18 protein-coding genes and 1 pseudogene are annotated in these 18,201 nt (G+C 48.3%); 8 read left to right on the top strand and 11 right to left on the bottom strand.

Annotated elements, in window-relative coordinates; translation table 11 throughout:
- The first annotated feature begins 177 nt into the window (after positions 1 to 177).
- Entirely contained in the window at positions 178 to 528 is a 351-nt protein-coding gene (locus AB3G37_RS09800) for a YebG family protein (protein ID WP_369790521.1), read from the top strand.
- Between the two features lie 19 nt (positions 529 to 547).
- Here AB3G37_RS09800 and AB3G37_RS09805 read toward each other — a convergent pair whose 3' ends face one another.
- From AB3G37_RS09805 to AB3G37_RS09815, 3 genes are all read right to left on the bottom strand, one after another.
- Positions 548 to 916, bottom strand: a complete 369-nt coding sequence (locus AB3G37_RS09805; protein ID WP_369790522.1) for a hypothetical protein — start codon at positions 914 to 916, stop codon at positions 548 to 550.
- Between the two features lie 127 nt (positions 917 to 1,043).
- Complete coding sequence (locus AB3G37_RS09810) at positions 1,044 to 1,565, bottom strand: chromate transporter (RefSeq protein ID WP_369790523.1); 522 nt, start codon at positions 1,563 to 1,565, stop codon at positions 1,044 to 1,046.
- Positions 1,562 to 2,149 carry a chromate transporter gene (locus AB3G37_RS09815; RefSeq protein ID WP_369790524.1) on the bottom strand — a complete coding sequence of 196 codons (588 nt, stop codon included), beginning with the start codon at positions 2,147 to 2,149 and terminating at the stop codon, positions 1,562 to 1,564. Before AB3G37_RS09815 ends, AB3G37_RS09810 begins: the two co-directional genes overlap by 4 nt.
- Before the next feature lie 112 nt (positions 2,150 to 2,261).
- Here AB3G37_RS09815 and AB3G37_RS09820 point away from each other — a divergent pair, with 112 nt between their 5' ends.
- Positions 2,262 to 3,215, top strand: a complete 954-nt coding sequence (locus AB3G37_RS09820) for a LysR family transcriptional regulator (protein ID WP_369790525.1) — start codon at positions 2,262 to 2,264, stop codon at positions 3,213 to 3,215.
- A gap of 3 nt (positions 3,216 to 3,218) precedes the next feature.
- Here the strand turns inward: AB3G37_RS09820 and AB3G37_RS09825 are convergent, their stop codons facing one another.
- Complete coding sequence (locus AB3G37_RS09825; protein WP_009634986.1) at positions 3,219 to 3,581, bottom strand: helix-turn-helix transcriptional regulator; 363 nt, start codon at positions 3,579 to 3,581, stop codon at positions 3,219 to 3,221.
- A 294-nt stretch (positions 3,582 to 3,875) separates the two neighbouring features.
- On the opposite strand from AB3G37_RS09825, the gene fusA reads away from it, so the two are divergent.
- From fusA to AB3G37_RS09850, 5 genes are all read left to right on the top strand, one after another.
- Positions 3,876 to 5,984: an elongation factor G gene (fusA, locus tag AB3G37_RS09830; RefSeq protein WP_369790526.1), complete on the top strand. Its 2,109-nt coding sequence runs from the start codon at positions 3,876 to 3,878 to the stop codon at positions 5,982 to 5,984.
- 178 nt (positions 5,985 to 6,162) lie between these two features.
- Positions 6,163 to 6,720 (top strand): TetR/AcrR family transcriptional regulator, encoded by a 558-nt coding sequence (locus tag AB3G37_RS09835; RefSeq protein ID WP_369790527.1) that lies wholly within the window; start codon positions 6,163 to 6,165, stop codon positions 6,718 to 6,720.
- Between the two features lie 287 nt (positions 6,721 to 7,007).
- A complete protein-coding gene (locus AB3G37_RS09840) occupies positions 7,008 to 8,765 on the top strand; it encodes an NEL-type E3 ubiquitin ligase domain-containing protein (RefSeq protein WP_369790528.1) in 1,758 nt (585 codons plus the stop codon).
- Between the two features lie 94 nt (positions 8,766 to 8,859).
- Positions 8,860 to 9,135 carry a metal/formaldehyde-sensitive transcriptional repressor gene (locus AB3G37_RS09845; RefSeq protein WP_369790529.1) on the top strand — a complete coding sequence of 92 codons (276 nt, stop codon included), beginning with the start codon at positions 8,860 to 8,862 and terminating at the stop codon, positions 9,133 to 9,135.
- Positions 9,136 to 9,190: 55 nt separating this feature from the next.
- Positions 9,191 to 10,309, top strand: a complete 1,119-nt coding sequence (locus tag AB3G37_RS09850) for an S-(hydroxymethyl)glutathione dehydrogenase/class III alcohol dehydrogenase (protein ID WP_369790530.1) — start codon at positions 9,191 to 9,193, stop codon at positions 10,307 to 10,309.
- A gap of 98 nt (positions 10,310 to 10,407) precedes the next feature.
- Here AB3G37_RS09850 and AB3G37_RS09855 read toward each other — a convergent pair whose 3' ends face one another.
- Complete coding sequence (locus AB3G37_RS09855; protein ID WP_369790531.1) at positions 10,408 to 11,775, bottom strand: oligosaccharide flippase family protein; 1,368 nt, start codon at positions 11,773 to 11,775, stop codon at positions 10,408 to 10,410.
- 107 nt (positions 11,776 to 11,882) lie between these two features.
- Entirely contained in the window at positions 11,883 to 12,560 is a 678-nt protein-coding gene (locus AB3G37_RS09860) for a DegT/DnrJ/EryC1/StrS family aminotransferase (protein WP_369790532.1), read from the bottom strand.
- A gap of 86 nt (positions 12,561 to 12,646) precedes the next feature.
- Between AB3G37_RS09860 and AB3G37_RS09865 the strand changes: the two genes are divergently transcribed.
- A protein-coding gene (locus tag AB3G37_RS09865; protein WP_369788052.1) for an IS3 family transposase occupies positions 12,647 to 13,815 on the top strand; the annotation gives its coding sequence in 2 pieces (ribosomal slippage) (positions 12,647 to 12,896 and positions 12,896 to 13,815; 1,170 coding nt in all).
- 9 nt (positions 13,816 to 13,824) lie between these two features.
- On the opposite strand, the pseudogene AB3G37_RS09870 reads toward AB3G37_RS09865, so the two are convergent.
- From AB3G37_RS09870 to AB3G37_RS09890, 5 genes and pseudogenes are all read right to left on the bottom strand, one after another.
- A pseudogene (locus AB3G37_RS09870) lies at positions 13,825 to 14,238 on the bottom strand (DegT/DnrJ/EryC1/StrS family aminotransferase); the annotation flags it as partial.
- A complete protein-coding gene (locus AB3G37_RS09875; RefSeq protein WP_369790533.1) occupies positions 14,239 to 14,799 on the bottom strand; it encodes a GNAT family N-acetyltransferase in 561 nt (186 codons plus the stop codon).
- Positions 14,792 to 15,244: an FdtA/QdtA family cupin domain-containing protein gene (locus tag AB3G37_RS09880; protein ID WP_009634977.1), complete on the bottom strand. Its 453-nt coding sequence runs from the start codon at positions 15,242 to 15,244 to the stop codon at positions 14,792 to 14,794. Before AB3G37_RS09880 ends, AB3G37_RS09875 begins: the two co-directional genes overlap by 8 nt.
- Before the next feature lie 357 nt (positions 15,245 to 15,601).
- Entirely contained in the window at positions 15,602 to 17,038 is a 1,437-nt protein-coding gene (locus AB3G37_RS09885) for a group 1 glycosyl transferase (RefSeq protein ID WP_369790534.1), read from the bottom strand.
- Positions 17,039 to 17,133: 95 nt separating this feature from the next.
- Entirely contained in the window at positions 17,134 to 18,081 is a 948-nt protein-coding gene (locus AB3G37_RS09890) for a glycosyltransferase family 2 protein (RefSeq protein ID WP_369790535.1), read from the bottom strand.
- Positions 18,082 to 18,201: the final 120 nt, after the last annotated feature.

An 18,201-nucleotide genomic window follows, 5' to 3' on the forward strand; every position in this document is an offset into this window, starting at 1 on the left:
TGCAACTATTCCTGATAACCAACATCCATCAACGTTTGACTAAGTGTAGACAATTAAAATACTAAATTTCCACATAGCTTATAAAGCACAACATTTATGACAATAAAGTGAAAATGAAGCTGCATCCAGCGAATGTTACTGCTATACTGTATATAATTACAGTATAGGAGGTTAATCATGGCTGTTGAAACAAAATTTGTGGTAGTCAGAAAAGGTGAAGAGAAAATGACATTTGCCAGCAAGAAAGAAGCCGATGCCTATGACAAAATGCTTGATATGGCTGAGGTTTTCACTGACTGGCTGTTACAGAGCGGGCTTGAACTTGATGATGCTCAGGCTGAAAATACCGGCTTGTTCCTTGCCGAGCAAAAAGAAGCTGTCCAGCATATTCTGCGTACCAGCAGGCTGCCTGAATTAGAGGCAAAAGAGCAGCAGTTTGAACCAGTTATTGAAAATGCAGAAACATCCGAAACTGTTTCTACAGAGGCGGAGGAGGGTAAGAAGATTCGTGCGATAAAAGCGGCATAATTATTTGAGATTTAAAGTGTTACAGAGTTTTAGATTGTTCGCTGACTGTCGAGTTTTGTCTACAAACGCCTCCGTTCTGTCGGAAGCGTTTTTGCTGGTCGAGCCGAGCAGGCAGGCGCGGTGATGCCAAGAATGTTAACAACTGTATTGCTGCGAGCAAAATAAACACCCGAGTGCCAAGCAGTGCCAAAAGCGCGCCCGTGGCTGAGACCTTACGAATTCCATAGTGCTGGGTGAGCGTGCCCATTGGACTTAGCGAGTTGCTGTCGGCAGCACAGTTTTCTTCTGGCGCGAGTTTGTTATCGGATATGACCCCTCCACTGCTCAAAATCGCAGTTAACGGGCAAAGCGCCTGTAGAGAGGGCAAAGAATCTAGCAATGGGGTCAACCGACAAGAGCTTCTTCCTTGAGGCTACCTGTCGATTGTCGCAACGCGGTGATGGCGGTTTTATCGAGATTTAACATCCGGCTTTTAGATGCCGTGTTAAACCGCCATTGGGAAAAATTAAATATTATCAGGCAAAGATCAGGCCCAGCACGGCGCCAACGGCCAACACCCACAGTGGGTGAATCTTTTTATTCATTGCCAGCAGCGTGCAGAGCACTATCACGCCGCCCAGCGCCACGCTGGTGGCCGAAGCCTCGGCGATCAGCAGTCCGCTGGACACTACCAGGCCGACAGTCACTGGTACCAGCCCGCTTTGTACAATGCGACGCCACGGTTTGTCTTTGTAACGTTTCCAGCCGCCCATCACGATTAAGGTGATAATTGACGACGGCCCGAATTTTGCCAGCGATGACACCAGTAAACCGGCCCAGCCGGCGACTTGCCAGCCAACTAAAGGCACGATCATCATGTTTGGGCCTGGTGCCGCCTGGGCTAAAGCAAACAGAGCACTGAATTCCTGGGCGCTCATCCAATGATGGTTCTGCACGACTTCACGCTGCATCTCGGGCAGGATGGTATTGCCACCGCCAAAGGCCATCACTGAAAGCTGGGTAAACAGCAGCCCCAAGGTGATCAAAACGCCGATCATTGCTGGCTTCTCCAGAACAGAAAGATGCTGACAGGTGCCAGTACCAGCATCACCAGCAGCATGGGTAGCCTGAGGCCTGCGATAGCGATAATCCCAACAATGACTATCGTCAACTGTAACCATTTGCCTTTCAATGGCAGCAGCATTTTAATGCCGGTCGATAAAAGCAGGCCCGCCGCGCCAGCTGCCAGACCGGCAAACAGGTGTTCGACAATCGGATCGTTTTGGTAGCGGGCATAGACTACCCCCAGGCAGACCACAATCGCCGTAGGCGCGAGAATTAGACCGAAAATAGCGGCCAAAGCCCCGCGCAGTCCCTGAAACTCATTGCCGAGTGCTACTGACAAATTAATGATATTGCCGCCCGGCAGAAACTGGCACAGGCCCAGCAGCTCGGTAAACTCATCACCGTTCAGCCAATTTTTCTTTTCGACTATCATCCGCCGTGCCATTGGCAGAACGCCGCCGAAACCGGTCAATCCTAAAATAAAAAAGCCCATAAAAAGTTCACGACATCCCGGTTTTACAGGGTGATGCTCGATAATCTGCTCACTGCTGGCATTGCTATTTATAGGTGCTGACATGAAGCGCTCAGTGATAATAAAAGTTAATTGAGGTATGGTTTTTAAGTATGATGCCAGTTGCTGTGCTGCGATGTCTAATGCATTTGAAGAACATAAAGGATACCTAAAAGGTATGGCAGAGATTGAATTACGCCGACTAAGGGCATTTGTAACCGTGGTCGAAGAAGGCAACATTACCCGTGCAGCGCAGCGATTGTTTATCCAGCAACCGCCGTTGACCCGTCTTTTGCAGGCCCTTGAAGAGGAGTTTAATGTCAAGCTACTGCAGCGTTATCCGCGCGGCGTTGAGCCAACAGAGGTGGGTAAAGTGCTGTATCAGGAGGCAAAAGCCTTGCTCGAGCGGTCAGAAACACTGTTGGCCACCATGCAACGGGCGACCGAAGGTAAACAGGGGAATATTCGCATCGGTTTTACCAGTTCTGCGGCGCTGCACGCTTTTGTACCCAACGTGCTGCGCCGCTATCGTGAAGTTTACCCAATGGTTACTACCCAGTTGGAAGAGTCTGGCAGTACCGAGTTATTACAGGGATTGGTGAACCGCACGCTGGACGTGGCTTTTGTGCGCACTCCGGTGCTGGGCATGCCTGAACTCAAAATCGAGCGAATATTGCAAGAGCCGATGATGGTTGCCTTGCCGGTGGGACATCCGTTGGCGCAGGGGGCCAGCAATGCCGTAGCCTTGAAAACGTTGCTAAATGAAGGATTTATACTTTATCGACGTCCAGCCGGGCAGGGGCTGTACGACGCTATTCTTGCGGCCTGCTATCGGGCGGGATTTAGCCCGCGTATTGTACAGGAAGCGCCGCGTCTGACCTCGTGTTTAAGCTTGGTAGGCGCGGGATTAGGTGTTTCCATCGTTCCTGCCTGTATGGTCAGGCTGGGCGGTGACGGCGTGGTTTACCTGCCGCTGGCGGCGGATGCCGAATTACACGCGCCACTTTATCTGGCACAAAGAAAAGAGCCAACGCCGCGTAAAGATCTTACTCAGCGCAAGGAAACACAGGCTTCGGCGATGGTTAACACTTTTTGTGAACTGGTGAAAAATCAGCTTGAAGAGTCGAGTTAAGTTTTATTCTTCGTCGTCATTCTCGCCACGCAGGTGACGGGAGGTTGATTCTAGCGTAATGGTGTCGTTTTCAGCCGCGTGCAGCAGAGAGTCGAGCAGCCCCGGGAAGCGCGCGTCTAAATCCTCGCGGCGCAGAGACAACAAGTTGGCGCGCCCGTCGGGCCGTTGCCAAATCACACCGCTATCACGCAACACTCGCCAGTGATGGGTCAGGGTCGATTTCGACAGTCCCTGCAAAAGTGTGCCGCAGGGGTGTTCGCCACCCCCGGCCAGCTTTTGTACCACCGCCAGGCGCAGCGGGTTTCCCATGGCCATCAGGACATTTTCCAGGCGGATCTGCTCACGTTCTGGGTGATTGGCAATCATATCTTTCCTGTTCAATACTCATTAAAACGGTTTAATGGCCTTCCAACAGGCTTTTAAGCCGCGAACGGTTTAATGGCCTTCCAACAGGCTTTTAAGCCGCGAATGATAGCTCAGACGTTCTCATCGTTGCAACGGCGCATCTCTAAGCCTAACGCTATGACACTGATAGCCATTAACGATTGTTCGTATATACTCGTACAGTTGTAGTATGCTAACGCTTTACAACAAGATGTTAACGCCGACGGGGAAGAAATCCTCGCCTGATTAATTAGCCATCCTCACTAAGGATATTATATGGCTCGCAAAACTCCCATTGAGCGCTACCGCAATATCGGTATCTCAGCACACATCGACGCCGGTAAAACGACCACCACCGAGCGCATCCTGTTCTACACCGGCATGAACCATAAATTAGGCGAAGTGCACGACGGTGGAGCAACTACGGACTGGATGGAGCAGGAGCAAGAGCGTGGCATCACTATTACCTCGGCGGCGGTGACCTGTTTCTGGCGCGGAATGGACCACTCTCTTGAAGAGCACCGCATTAATATTATCGACACACCGGGGCACGTCGATTTCACCATTGAAGTGGAACGTTCGATGCGAGTGCTTGATGGTGCGGTGATGGTTTATGACTCGGTCGGTGGCGTACAGCCGCAGTCCGAAACGGTGTGGCGTCAGGCGAACAAATATAAAGTGCCGCGTTTGGCGTTCGTCAACAAGATGGACCGTCCTGGCGCAGATTTCTTCCGCGTGCGGCAGATGATGATCGACCGTCTCAAGGCTAATCCGGTGCCGATCGTTATTCCAATCGGCAGTGAAGAGCATTTCACCGGCGTGGTGGATTTGCGCAAAATGCGCGCCATTCTTTGGGATGATGCCACACAGGGCATGACATTCAGCTACGCACCGATCCCGGCCGAGCTGCAGTCGCTTGCCGAAGAGTGGCGTGGCAAGATGGTTGAAGCCGCGGCTGAGGTTTCCGACGAGCTGATGACCAAGTATCTTGAAGGAGGAGAATTGAGTGAGGAAGAGATCACTTACGGTCTGCGTCAGCGCACCATTGCCGGCGAGATCCAGCCGATGCTGTGCGGCAGTGCCTTTAAGAATAAAGGCGTGCAGCGTATGCTCGACGCGGTGGTCGAACTGATGCCTTCGCCGCTGGATATTCCGCCCGTCGTGGGAACAGATGAAGACGGCAATGAGGTGCATCGCGAGGCCGATGACGGCGAGAAATTCTCGGCGCTGGCTTTCAAACTGATGACTGACCCCTATGTTGGCCAGCTGACTTTCGTTCGAGTGTATTCGGGCGTGCTGTCCAAGGGTGACAGCGTGTATAACCCGATTCGTGGCAAGAAAGAACGCATCGGGCGTATCGTGCAGATGCATGCCAATCAGCGCCACGAGGTGGACGAGATCCGAGCCGGTGATATTGCCGCCTGCGTCGGACTTAAGGAAGTCACTACCGGCGAGACGTTGTCTGATCCGAACGCGGTGATAACGCTGGTACGCATGGAATTTCCCGAGCCGGTGATATCGCAGGCTATCGAGCCGAAAACCAAGGCCGATCAGGAAAAAATGGGTATCGCACTACAGCGGCTGGCGTCGGAAGATCCGTCGTTCCGCATTCGCACTGACGAGGAGTCCGGGCAAACCATTATTTCCGGGATGGGCGAGCTGCATCTGGAGATCATTGTTGACCGTATGAAACGTGAGTTTGGCGTTGAGGCGAATATCGGTAAACCTCAGGTCACCTATCGAGAGACGGTGCGCAAGAAAGTTGACGACGTAGATGGGAAATTTGTGCGTCAGTCTGGGGGTAAAGGCCAGTATGGTCACGTGGTGTTTACGCTGGAGCCGCAGGAATCCGGTAAAGGATTTGCGTTTGTCGATGCCACCAAGGGCGGTGTCGTGCCGCGCGAGTTTATTCCGGCAGTGGAGAAAGGGGTTGTTGAAGCCCTTGGTAGCGGGACTCTGGCCGGATATCCAGTGGTTGACGTAAAAGTCACGCTGACTTTCGGTTCTTATCACGAAGTGGATTCATCGGAAATGGCATTCAAGATGGCGGCGATTTTTGGCTTCAAAGAAGCCGCCAGATTAGCCAGCCCAGTTATCCTCGAACCGATGATGCGCGTTGAGGTGGAAACACCGGAAGACTACGCGGGCAGCGTGATGGGCGATCTGTCTTCACGGCGCGGAACGGTGCAGGGTATGGAGGAGATTCTCGGCGGAGGCGGCAAACTGATTAAAGCCGAAGTACCGCTGTCGGAAATGTTTGGTTATTCCACCGTGTTGCGGTCAATGTCACAGGGCCGTGCAACTTACACCATGGAATTCCATCATTACGCAGAAGCACCCCGTAACGTCGCCGATGACATCATCGCGGCACGCGCCAATAAATAATGTAATGCAGGCCCCGCAGCAATTCGGGGCTTTTTTACAAGGCTTTGTCACCCTTCGGCTCGAGATAATCCTTGATTAGAAAATCCCCATTCCCTATATTCAGCCTATGAATGAAAACACTGTTGCCAACCTAAAAAATAATGTTACCCGATCTCGCGGCAGGCCGCGCGAATTCGACATGGATCAGGCACTGGACAAGGCGATTCTGGTGTTCTCCGAGCGGGGATATCACGCCAGCTCAATTAATGATTTAACTCAGGCAATGGAACTGGCCGCGGGCAGCGTGTATAAAGCTTTCAAAGACAAACGAGCGATTTTCATTGCCGCGTTTGACCGATATAAATGGGTGCGTAACGCCCAGTTAGCCCAGGCTATCTCATCAGCGGTAACCGGACGCGCACAGCTTGAGGCCGCGCTAATGTTTTATGCCGAATCGGCGCAGGGTGCTCAGGGTATTTTGGGTTGTCTAGTCGTTAACGGCGCGACCGAATTGGCGACCTTTGACGAAGAGATTGCCCAAAAGGTGCGGGTTAGTTTGGCCAACAGTGAGAAAATGTTGAGCGGACTCATCGCGGCAGGCAAGCAAGATGGCTCAATTATGGCCACGGCCGACGAGCAAGTGTTGGGCAGGGCGTTGCTCAGCGTGACACAGGGTATGCGCGTCATTGGCAAGACTGGCCGCAGCCGCGAAGATATGCAGGCGGTGGTATCAGCGGCGCTAAAAATGCTCGAATAGGCCGCGGCAGTGGTTCTCATTGCGAAATTATATATTGATCCTGCTGCCACCGATATCCTCGGTTTTGTACTTTTTATAACAGCGTATACGATTGAGTTTTTGAGACATTAAATTATTTCTGCACCCTCGGTAATCTTCACGCCTCTGTTTCAAAAATGGCGCTCAGCCAATAAAATAATCGAATTCTGAAATAATATGTTTCCCCCGCCGCGCATACTGCCTTGTTGCCCAATAGAGATCAGCAGATAAAAATCTGACCTCGCTAAATACAAGGATAGTGAAGCATTATGTTAGCCCCTTCTCGTCAACTTAATAATCAAATATCTCCTCAAGGTTCTGCGCTTGAATGCTTTCAGGCCGAGTGTTCTTCGAAAGCCAATAACTGCAAAACTATGCTGGATTATTCTGCAGTTTGGAAAGAGTGGGGCAAGAATGCTTTAGGTGGCAGCGGAGAGCATCGGGAATTAGCCATTCGCAGGTTGGAAGACTGTATACAGAGAGGCTCGATTGAACTGGACTTAAGCGCGCTTGGCCTGTCTGAACTTCCACCAATATTGCCTCCCAAGATCGTCAAGCTCTTTGCCAATAATAATAAAATCGAGACTTTGCCTCAAACCTGGCCACCAAAATTAAATTATCTAAAAATCAGCAATAACCGCCTGACAATGCTGACGAGTTTACCCTCAGATTTAAAAACATTACTGGCTAAATTTAATCAGATTCACACGCTGCCCGCTATTTTGCCTTTGCAGTTACGGCATATAGATTTGAGTAACAATAATATCAATCAACTGCCCGAGAAGCTGCCGGAAAATCTGCGGTCTTTATTGGTAAGTCATAATCTTTTGCGTTCATTGCCGGAGCAATTTCCCGCGTCGTTGACGGTTATTAAAGCCAACAATAATCGTCTGGTAAATATTCAGGCCGTCTATCCGGTTATGTTGCAGATGCTCAATTGTAACGACAACCAGTTATCTAACCTGCCGGAGAATCTGGGTTTTTTGCCGTCAAGCTGCTTTATTTTTTTACGAAAAAACCCTCTTACCTATCAAAGTTATCAGCTATTACGAAATCTGGAACAAGATCCCGCCTATCAAGGCACGACACTGAATTACGATACTGTTGTCTATCCCACGCCTGGGCTCAGAACGCTATATGATGAAATTGGCTGCTGGTTACCAGAGGTTGCACGGCACGGAAGTTTTAGAATATGGGAAAGCTTTGAAAAAGAAGATAATGCAAAAGCTTTTAAACAATTCCTACGCCGTTTAGGCAGAACGGAAAGCGCCAGAAACAATGCAGATTTTAAATGCCACGTTATGACATGGCTTGCCGAGTTGGCTGAAAACCCTTATCTACGCAGCATGACTTTTGTCATTGCGAAAGAGGCCACCGAAAGTTGCGAGGATCGCGTTGCGTTGAGCTACAGCCAAATGTGTCGGGCACTGGCGATGGATAATGTCAGCTCGGGGAAACTGGACAATAATTTGCCTGCCGTGGTTTCGTTGGGGCGTGAGATGTTTCGACTTGATAAACTTGAACAGATTGCAGCAGAAAAACTGCAACAATTACGCCGCGACAATTTTCCGCACATTGATGAGGTTGAAATTTTTTTGGCCTATCAAGTGAAGCTGAAAGAGATGTTGCAACTTAGCACGGTAACTTATGACATGTTATTTTTTGCCTGCTCTCATGTCAGTCATAACGAACTGTTGGTTGCGGTAGACCAGGTAAAAAAGGAAGAAAATACTGAGTTTGCTCGTTGGTACGCGCAATGGTCAGCGTGGCAGGAAGTGGCTCGGCGGATAGACCCAATAAAATTTTCCTCGGCGGATGCGAAAAAATACCAGATGCTAAACAGCGACTATGATGAAAGAGTGAGTGCTCGGCTGACTGCACTCGGCCTTAAAGGGGACGAAGATGGATTACGCATGGTGGGTAAATGGATCATGGATCAGATAACGGGTGATATTGATTTGTCACTGACGCAGGATATTCTTGGAGAACGAAATATTTTAAATCTTCTCGATCCTGTCTGGGCTTAGCGATCGCCATAATAATCACTTAATCGGCCCTGATTATTGCCATCTCATTTCTACAGATATACTATACCCCCCTATAGTATGGAGGACGCCTTAAATGCCAAACTCAGCAGAAGACAAGAAAAAAGTCTTAACCCGAATCCGACGCATTGCCGGGCAAGTTGAGGCGCTGGAGAGAGCGTTGGGCAGCGATGTTCCTTGCGTGGCGATGCTGCAACAAATTGCCGCTATTCGCGGGGCAGCAAACGGCCTGATGGCCGAAATGATGGAAATCCATATGAAGGACATCCTGTTAACCGATGAACCTTCGCTCAAGGACCGAGCCCAGTGTACCGATGATATCTCAGGATTCATCCGCTCATATTTAAAATAGTCTTGACCGTCGTCAGACGGCAATGCCACCTGTTATTTACCGATTAGGAAGCGTTATGAAATCTCGTGCAGCTGTAGCCTTTGGTCCCGGCAAGCCTCTTGAAATTGTCGAAATCGATGTTGCACCACCTAAAAAAGGTGAAGTACTGGTAAAAATCACCCATACCGGGGTTTGCCATACTGATGCCTTTACCCTTTCCGGCGATGATCCCGAAGGCGTGTTCCCGGCAGTGCTGGGTCATGAAGGCGGTGGTATTGTGGTTGAAGTGGGCGAGGGCGTGACTACACTGCAACCGGGCGATCACGTTATACCTCTTTACACTGCAGAATGTGGCGAATGCAAATTCTGTAAATCAGGTAAAACCAACCTCTGCCAGGCCGTACGTGCCACACAGGGTAAAGGCCTGATGCCAGACGGCACCACGCGTTTTTCTTACAACGGCGAGCCAATTTATCACTACATGGGCACCAGTACTTTCAGCGAGTACACTGTGGTCGCCGAAATTTCATTGGCCAAAGTCAATCCTGAAGCGCCATTGGAAAAAGTTTGCCTGCTGGGCTGCGGCGTGACAACGGGTATCGGCGCTATACACAACACTGCAAAAGTGAAAGAGGGCGACAACGTCGCTATTTTTGGGCTGGGTGGTATTGGTTTGGCGGCTATTCAGGGCGCAGTGCAGGCGAAAGCGGGCCGTATTATTGCCATCGACACTAACTCAGGCAAATTTGCGCTGGCGCGTGAAATGGGCGCAACAGACTGCATCAACCCTAACGATTTCGACAAACCGATTCAGGACGTGATTGTTGAGATGACTGACGGCGGCGTGGAGTTCAGCTTCGAATGTATCGGCAATGTTAACGTGATGCGTGCCGCGCTGGAGTGTTGCCATAAAGGCTGGGGCGAGAGCGTAATCATCGGCGTTGCAGGTGCGGGTCAGGAAATCAAAACCCGTCCATTCCAGCTGGTGACCGGTCGCGTGTGGCGAGGTTCGGCGTTTGGTGGCGTTAAAGGTCGCTCCCAGTTGCCGGGGATGGTAGAGGATGCAATGGCGGGTAAAATTAAACTCGATCCCTTCATCACTCACAAGCTGCCGCTGGAAAGCATCAACGAAGCCTTTGACCTGATGCATGAAGGCAAATCAATCCGTACCGTGATCCATTTCGGCGACAAATAGCCTTTCGCTGCAACACGTTACGATAAAAAAAGCAGGTTGGCGAATGAATCGGCAACCTGCTTTTTTACTTTTTAAGCTGAATGAATCAGTGACAGCAATTACTCGCTCAGCGGTGTTTCAACTGCGGGTTTGATTATTCGGTGACGTTTCAACTCTCGGCGATACAGCATGTAACGCATGGTATGCAGCACCACCAGTCCTAGCGCGACGCGAATGTTCCACGCGATAGCCGCACCAAGAATGCCGTAATGATGTGTCATCCAAGGCAGATAAATCACATACAAAATCAAATCGACAATCATGCTGACGGCCATAATCCACGGCTTGCCGCAGGCCTGAATCCAGATAAACGCCGGTTGCACCAAACCGTGCATCAGATAGCCAATCAGGAACAGCGAGAAGATAACCCAAGAATGTGCGGCGAAATCAGGACTTATCCAAACGCTCAGGAACCATTTTGAAAGGAATATCCCGGCTATTGCAGGCCCTACCAGCACGACAAAAATCCCCAGTAACACTTTATTAAAGTAACTGTTTGCGGCGCGAACGTCGGTAGCGATTTTAGAAACCAGTACCGGGAACAGCACACCGCAGGCACTGACCGTTACAATAGCAACACGCGAAACCACATCGTAAGGCGTGGTGTAGTAGGCAAACATGGTGGCGCCGACAATCGAGGCAACAAAGAAACGGTCAATATAGAGAATAATTGGCGCAATAATATTGCCCACTGATATCCAGCCGCCATATTTGACCAGCTCAGTGGTAATCGCTTTATTCAGCTTTACGCTCAGGAGTTTAATTGATGTGATTTTTCGAATTTCACTGGTCATCATCATATAAAACACCACCGCCATGATGCAGCGCAGCAGGCACAGGGACAGTGTGAGGTAAAACAGACTCGGCGTGTAGAACGAAATAATAACCGGTGCTAAATACATCAATATTGAGAAAGGAGCTTTCCCGATACTGATTTTTTTGAAAGCGCCAAACGCCTCCATCACACCAACAAAAACGGTTTGAGCAATAACGAAAGGTAAACTGATAGCGATAATACGCATGCTGCCAGCGGTTTCCTGACGAATCTCATCGGTTGATACGTGGAACAAATGGACTGCAATCCACTGGCTTTCAACCCAAAAAAGTACGGAGATAATCAGGATAACCCCGGTGATGATGTACCAGCCGGTTTTAATCACCGTTAAGATTGCCACGTCATTCTTCTCGTCGAGATATTTTCTCACCGAGTTGGTAACGGAGCGGGTAATACCAAAGTCAAAAATGGTGACTGAGCCGATGATGACAATTATCAGCGAAAGAACCCCAAAGCGCTCAAGGCCGGTATGCCTCAGTAACACCGGGATCATGACTATAGCGACAAGCACCGGCAGAGCATAACCCAGGAAGTTCCAAGATATATTTCTTAAAAAAGCGCTGCTGAACAGTTTCGCTATGTATCGTTTCATCGTTAACGTTCAATCTGTGTGGTCTAGCTATTAAACAAAAAAGCAGTGCTAATGAGCACTGCAAGCTTGTCGCCCCACCCTGAAGTGGGGGGACAGGAGGCGAGGAGTTAACCTTCGAACTTATTACAGGCATCGATAATGAGTTGAACATCCGCCTCTGACAGCGAAGGGTCGGCAGGTAAACTTAAAATCTGATTGTGAATGGCTTCGTTGAGCGGGAAACTCAAATGGTTCATCTCTGCATATGCCGGCTGTTTGTATGGAGGCAAAGGATAGTGGATCAACGATTCAATCCCTTGGTCATGCAGATATTTCTTCAGCGCGTCACGGTGTTTGCTACGAACCACAAACAGATGCCAGGTATGCTGCTCACGGCTGGCAACCAGAGGTAGAGCAATCAGCGGATTTTTAATTCCTGCGAGATAACGCTCTGCAACGGAACGACGGCATTCGACTTCAGGCCAGAAATGCTTGAGTTTGACGCTTAACAATGCGGCCTGCATCTCGCTTAGACGGCTATTAACCCCTTGATAAAGATTGTAATAACGTTCTTTCGAACCATAATTACGCAAAGCGCGCAGAGCGGCGTCCAATTCTTCGTCATTGGTGGTTGCAGCACCGGAATCACCTAATGCACCCAGGTTTTTACTCGGATAGAAGCTAAATGCGGAAGCATCGCCCCAATAGCCGACGCGCTTGCCATCGATACTGGCACCGTGTGACTGGGAGCAGTCTTCCAAAACCAGCAGATTATTTTCACCAGCGATTTGCATGATTTCTGGCATCGGCGAAGCATAACTGAAGTGGTTTACTGAATTTGGCCACCTGAACAGAGGTGATATGCTCACCTCAGAACAACACAGGTGCTCCAATGAAAAGAAGAAATTTTAGTCCTGAATTCAAACGCGAATCTGCTCAGCTGGTTGTCGATCAAAACTACACCGTCTCTGATGCCGCTAAGGCTATGGATGTAGGTCTTTCCACGATGACGAAATGGGTCAAACAACTGCGTGATGAGCGTCAGGGCAAAACGCCAAAAGCTTCCCCGATAACGCCGGAACAAATCGAAATACGTGAGCTCAGGAAGAAGATGCAACGTATTGAAATGGAAAATGAAATATTAAAAAAGGCTACCGCGCTCTTGATGTCAGACTCCCTGAACAGTTCTCGATAATCGGGAAACTCAGGGCGCGTTATCCTGTGGCCACACTCTGCCATGTGTTCGGGGTTCATCGCAGCAGCTACAAATACTGGAAAAACCGTCCTGAAAAGCCAGACGGCAGACGGGCTATATTACGCAGTCAGGTACTTGAGCTGCATGGCATCAGCCACGGTTCGGCCGGAGCAAGAAGCATCGCCACAATGGCAACCCAGAGAGGCTACCAGATGGGGCGCTGGCTTGCTGGCAGGCTCATGAAAGAGCTGGGACTGGTCAGTTGCCAGCAGCCGACTCACCGGTATAAACGTGGCGGTCATGAGCACGTTGCTATCCCGAACCATCTTGAGCGACAGTTCGCCGTAACGGAGCCCAACCAGGTGTGGTGCGGTGATGTGACCTATATCTGGACAGGTAAACGCTGGGCGTACCTCGCCGTTGTTCTCGACCTGTTCGCAAGAAAACCAGTGGGTTGGGCAATGTCGTTCTCGCCGGACAGCAGACTCACCATGAAAGCGCTGGAAATGGCATGGGAAACTCGCGGTAAGCCCGTCGGGGTGATGTTCCACAGCGACCAGGGTAGTCATTATACAAGCAGGCAGTTCCGGCAGTTACTGTGGCGATACAGGATCAGACAGAGTATGAGCCGGCGCGGAAACTGCTGGGATAACAGCCCAATGGAGCGCTTCTTCAGGAGTCTGAAGAACGAATGGGTGCCGGTGACGGGTTACGTAAGCTTCAGCGATGCAGCTCACGCCATAACGGACTATATCGTTGGATATTACAGTGTACTAAGACCGCACGAATATAATGGTGGGTTACCACCAAACGAATCGGAAAACCGATACTGGAAAAACTCTAACGCGGTGGCCAGTTTTTGTTGACCACTACAAACCGTATAAATGAACCGGCATGATAACGCGCGTTGCGGGAGTAATAGCATCACGAATTCTGCTTACGTCAATGTTATAGCTCTCTGCATCCGGCTCAACAAACACCGGCTTGAGATTGTTTTCAGTAATCGCAAGCACGCAGGCAATATAAGCATTGGCCTGAATGATCACTTCATCACCGTCTTTCAACTTTCCTAATAATTTCCACGCACGTAGAATTAGAACCAGCGCGTCCAGACCGGATGCCAAGCCAATACACGATTTTACCCCGCAAAACTCGGCAAACTGTTGCTCAAAACTGCGAACTTCCGGTCCAAGTATGTAGTAACCGGAATCAATGACGCGTGCAGCGGCTTCTTTTAACTCACCAGCGTACGGCGTATTAATTTGCTTGAGATTGAGGAAATTAATCATTTACGCATCCTTTTGAAGGGCAACATGCGAAATATAGTGTGCATTGTCTTTGTAGAAAGTTGCACGCATTACTGCGACATCAATGACATAGAATTCATTGGTTTCGTCTTCGCTGTGAAAGCGTTGAGATATCTTTTTAATAAAACGCAGGGCCGGTTTGTTGTCTTTGCGAGCATCAATAATGATGCTTTTGAACCCCATGTCGTTCAAAAGATCAACCATTAACAGAATGCTTTCGATAGCCGAAGTCAGCGTTTTGTTGTCATTCAGGATCCAGCTGCCAGCATTGACGATACTGGCTTCGTGGTCCATGTTGTAAGCACGAAGAGACCCTACAGGCTGCTCATTATCCAGTCGTTGAATAATGCAGTAAAATTCAGTACCGGCGGCTTCACGCTTTTTATATTCTTGCAGCCAGGCTTTCTGTTGCAGCGGATCGTTATCCACCGGGGTAAGAAACTGAACGCTCTTTGGAGCTACCCGTAAGCTATGAACGAACTCATAGTCACTGACTTCAACAGGCCTAAGTAGAATGGTTTTACCGTAGTAAACTTCACTCATTGTAAGCATTCGCCTCCGTAGTGAACAACTCGAGGTCATGAATGTAGTCTGATTTATCGTACTTCTCGCTGGCCAGCACGATCAAGGCACAATCTTTACTAAAATCATGCATTTCGATCCAGGTCATGTTGTTAACCAGTAAGCCTTTTGACGGACTGTCCAACCAGTGATCGCTGATTTTTTTGCCATCATTTAAACGAACTCGCAGCTTGCCGACCAGGCAAATCAGGAATTGCTTATCATTACGGTGTGCGTGAAATCCACGATTTTGATTCGTGTTAGTGTTGAAAATGTAAAACAGTCTTTTAATATCGAAAGGAACCTGATTCATAGACTCCACGCTGACTAAACAGCCGCGATCGTCGGTGAAGGTTACCAGATCAATCACCGAATGCTGTGGCGGTTGCAAAGATTCTGTTTCATCAATGTGTGTAAATAAATTCATAATAACGCCTCTAACCTTATGATTAGTTATGTTTGTAGGCTCCGGAGCGAACCGCATCAGCCAATTTTAGAACCATCGATTAAACAATGTGTTCTCTCATCGTATCCATTATGAAAACGGGTACGCTTCGACAGACATCCCTGGTTAAGAGAAATTTAGCGCTCGCGGGCTGCTGATTCTGTAACTGTCACGAATTCACCAGGACACCGCATAACTTATCGATAAAGTTTTTATTTTAATATAATAACATATTGAGATATTTAATAGCCCTTAGCGCAAGCTTGAGCACAATTAGGATATCTTCGATTTTTTAATTCTAGCTACTTATTGAATGTTTATATTCATATTAAATCTCTTTTATTTTTTCTTGAAAAATCTCACAACTTTTACTACTAATGCCTTGCCTGTGTTTAGGGTAAAATAAACTTTGTTAAAAAATGAGAATCTAAAATATATGCCCCAAAATAGTTTTCGATGATGGTGGTACACATATCTCATCACTAAAGGGTATACCGGCATAAATATGCTTTTACGTACTTTGAGATAGTCAGTATCACCGGTCCATGGCACCAGATTCTCCATATCAAGCGAACTTCTTTCGCCAGCATAAACACAGGCAAGATAACGCGCTTTTACTTCATTGTAGCCGTTAACCATGAGGATTTCTTCATAAGCCCCTTCATCATCATAGTTCTTAATGCTATTTACGACCTCTTCTACACTTTGTCGTTTTAACTTATCTGCTGGTGAATAACCCTGAACATTTGAAGTTAATCCGATCCCGCGCTTGCCTGATAACACCTGCTCGGCAAACGCCGTTCCGCCCGGGAAAGGATAGCTGTCAACATAAAAATCTGCCTCGCGAGACCGGGCAATAAATTGATCATACGGAAGCAGGCGTAATATTTGCAGGCGTTTTCCAAAGCGTAATTTTAGCGGCCATAGCCAAACATTGCCCGCAAAATTAATGCCAACCAGAGTAAAGATACCCTCTGGCCATGCAGTTAACAGTCGGTTAATCAACGGGCTCATATTTGCGCCACGAAAAGGCCGGAATTTCATGGCAGAGCCGGAGCTAAAGAAGTGCAGCGAAGGCTTGCTGCTTTCCACCGGTGGCTGCGATTCTGGTTTGATGTCCGCCACTGGAATGCCGAGGAAAGAAGTTTGGCCTGCAATCGTTTTAGTTAGATCAAGGCGTGCACCATAGCTACTGAGCTGGAAATAAAAATCAGCGATCGAACTTCCATAGGTGAAAGCGTGATCGGCATGATTGACAAAGTAAACGCTCAGTGGTCGGACTTTCTTGATCAGCCCACAGGCAACGACGGTCGCAATATCGTCGAAATGAATATGCAATACGATGCGTTGATACCGATTGCAAATATCTCGAATTTTAACCACCGCATCGAGAGGGCTCTCGGGAGCAATTTCATATACTTGCGAAAAGACATCGTTCAATCTCGTCCGCGCTTTGGCATCGGCACGTCGAGTAATGAGCAAGTCAGGTGGAATGTCATGCATATTTCCGAGTTTTTCCATCAATCGGGTATGACCACCGATGATAAAAGCTTCCGAGATAATATGCAGACAGTCTTTGGTAGTCTCTGGTTCAATGATGGCTGGCAGCGTATCATTAGCGCGATTAGTCAGCGTCATTTCAATTTGCGGATCGTCATATTGACCGATATCGATCATATGCAGCAAGGAACCATAAATCTCTGCAGCTTTCAGACTTTCATTAAAGTCTTGCCCGGTAAGTACTTTTTCTCTCAGAGGTTGAAGAAGTGTCTTCATATTAATCCCTAATTACCCGGCAGAAATTCATCTTTGAAATACTGAATAACTGCATTTTTTGCTTACTTCGCAATATGTCTCAAATACAGCCGGAATTAAATGCCCACGACATAAAACACGAAGAAGGAAACATTACGAAGCCACCCTGTCTTATGTACACCGCGCGTACTGTAAAGTTTAAAACGGGTGAAAAATCCTTTTTCGAATGACTCGACATAGTCAGACAATAGTTGTCTGTCTTCCGGTTTTAAAGCCGGGCTAAAATCTTCCAGGAATAACTTAGCCTGAATTCGAGTTTGCCTGATAATAGCGCGCGCCTTGACTAAACGCGTTTTGAAAGAAACGTTTAAAACTGCACTCAGTGATGCTGATTGCGCACCAAGCACGTTATTACCATGCTGACGATATAGGATCAGTGAGTTTTCAATAAAGCCGACACGACCTATGGCCTGAGCCAGCATCGCCATATACCAGTCATGCATTATCGACTCGCCGATGCGGCTATTGCGCGCCTTGCTGAACAACTCATGGTTGCAGGCCATTACGCAGCCGGTGACTGAATTATTGACCATCAGGCGGGCTAAGTCGGGAGCGCGATTTAAATTCTGGTAATCAAACATTGAGACATGCATCGGCGACAGGTTTTTGTCTGCTACGCACAGGTCAGAATGTAATAAAATGGGGCCTTGCTGCTGTTGCTCAAGCTCGACAAAACGATCCATAAACAGGCGCATTTTGTTAGGCAACCAAAGGTCATCCTGATCGCTGAAGAAAGTATAATCAGCCTCAGTATGCATAATCAGATAATTAAAGTTTTCGCGTACTCCGCCTTTTTTGCCATTATCCAACAGCTCTATTCGCGGGTCCAGCTGGTTAAAATGGTTAATAATTGCGGTGGTTTCGTCTGATGAATTATCATCGGAGACCAGAAGACGGCATTGATACTCGGGTAAATGAGTAAAGTTGAGCAAAATGGATTGAATCTGCTCTGTTACATATTTTGCGCCATTATATGTAGCCAGAATAACGTTTATTTTTTTCATGATGTCTCAACGCTAGAAGGTTATTTAGCGCGCTGGCGAAAATTCATTCATCAGCACGCTGTTTGACCTTTAGGCTGAGCTCCTTAATTACAATGCAATCAGTAAATTTATGCAATTAAT

It is taken from the genome of Rouxiella sp. WC2420, assembly GCF_041200025.1.
Classification (GTDB): Bacteria; Pseudomonadota; Gammaproteobacteria; order Enterobacterales; family Enterobacteriaceae; genus Rouxiella.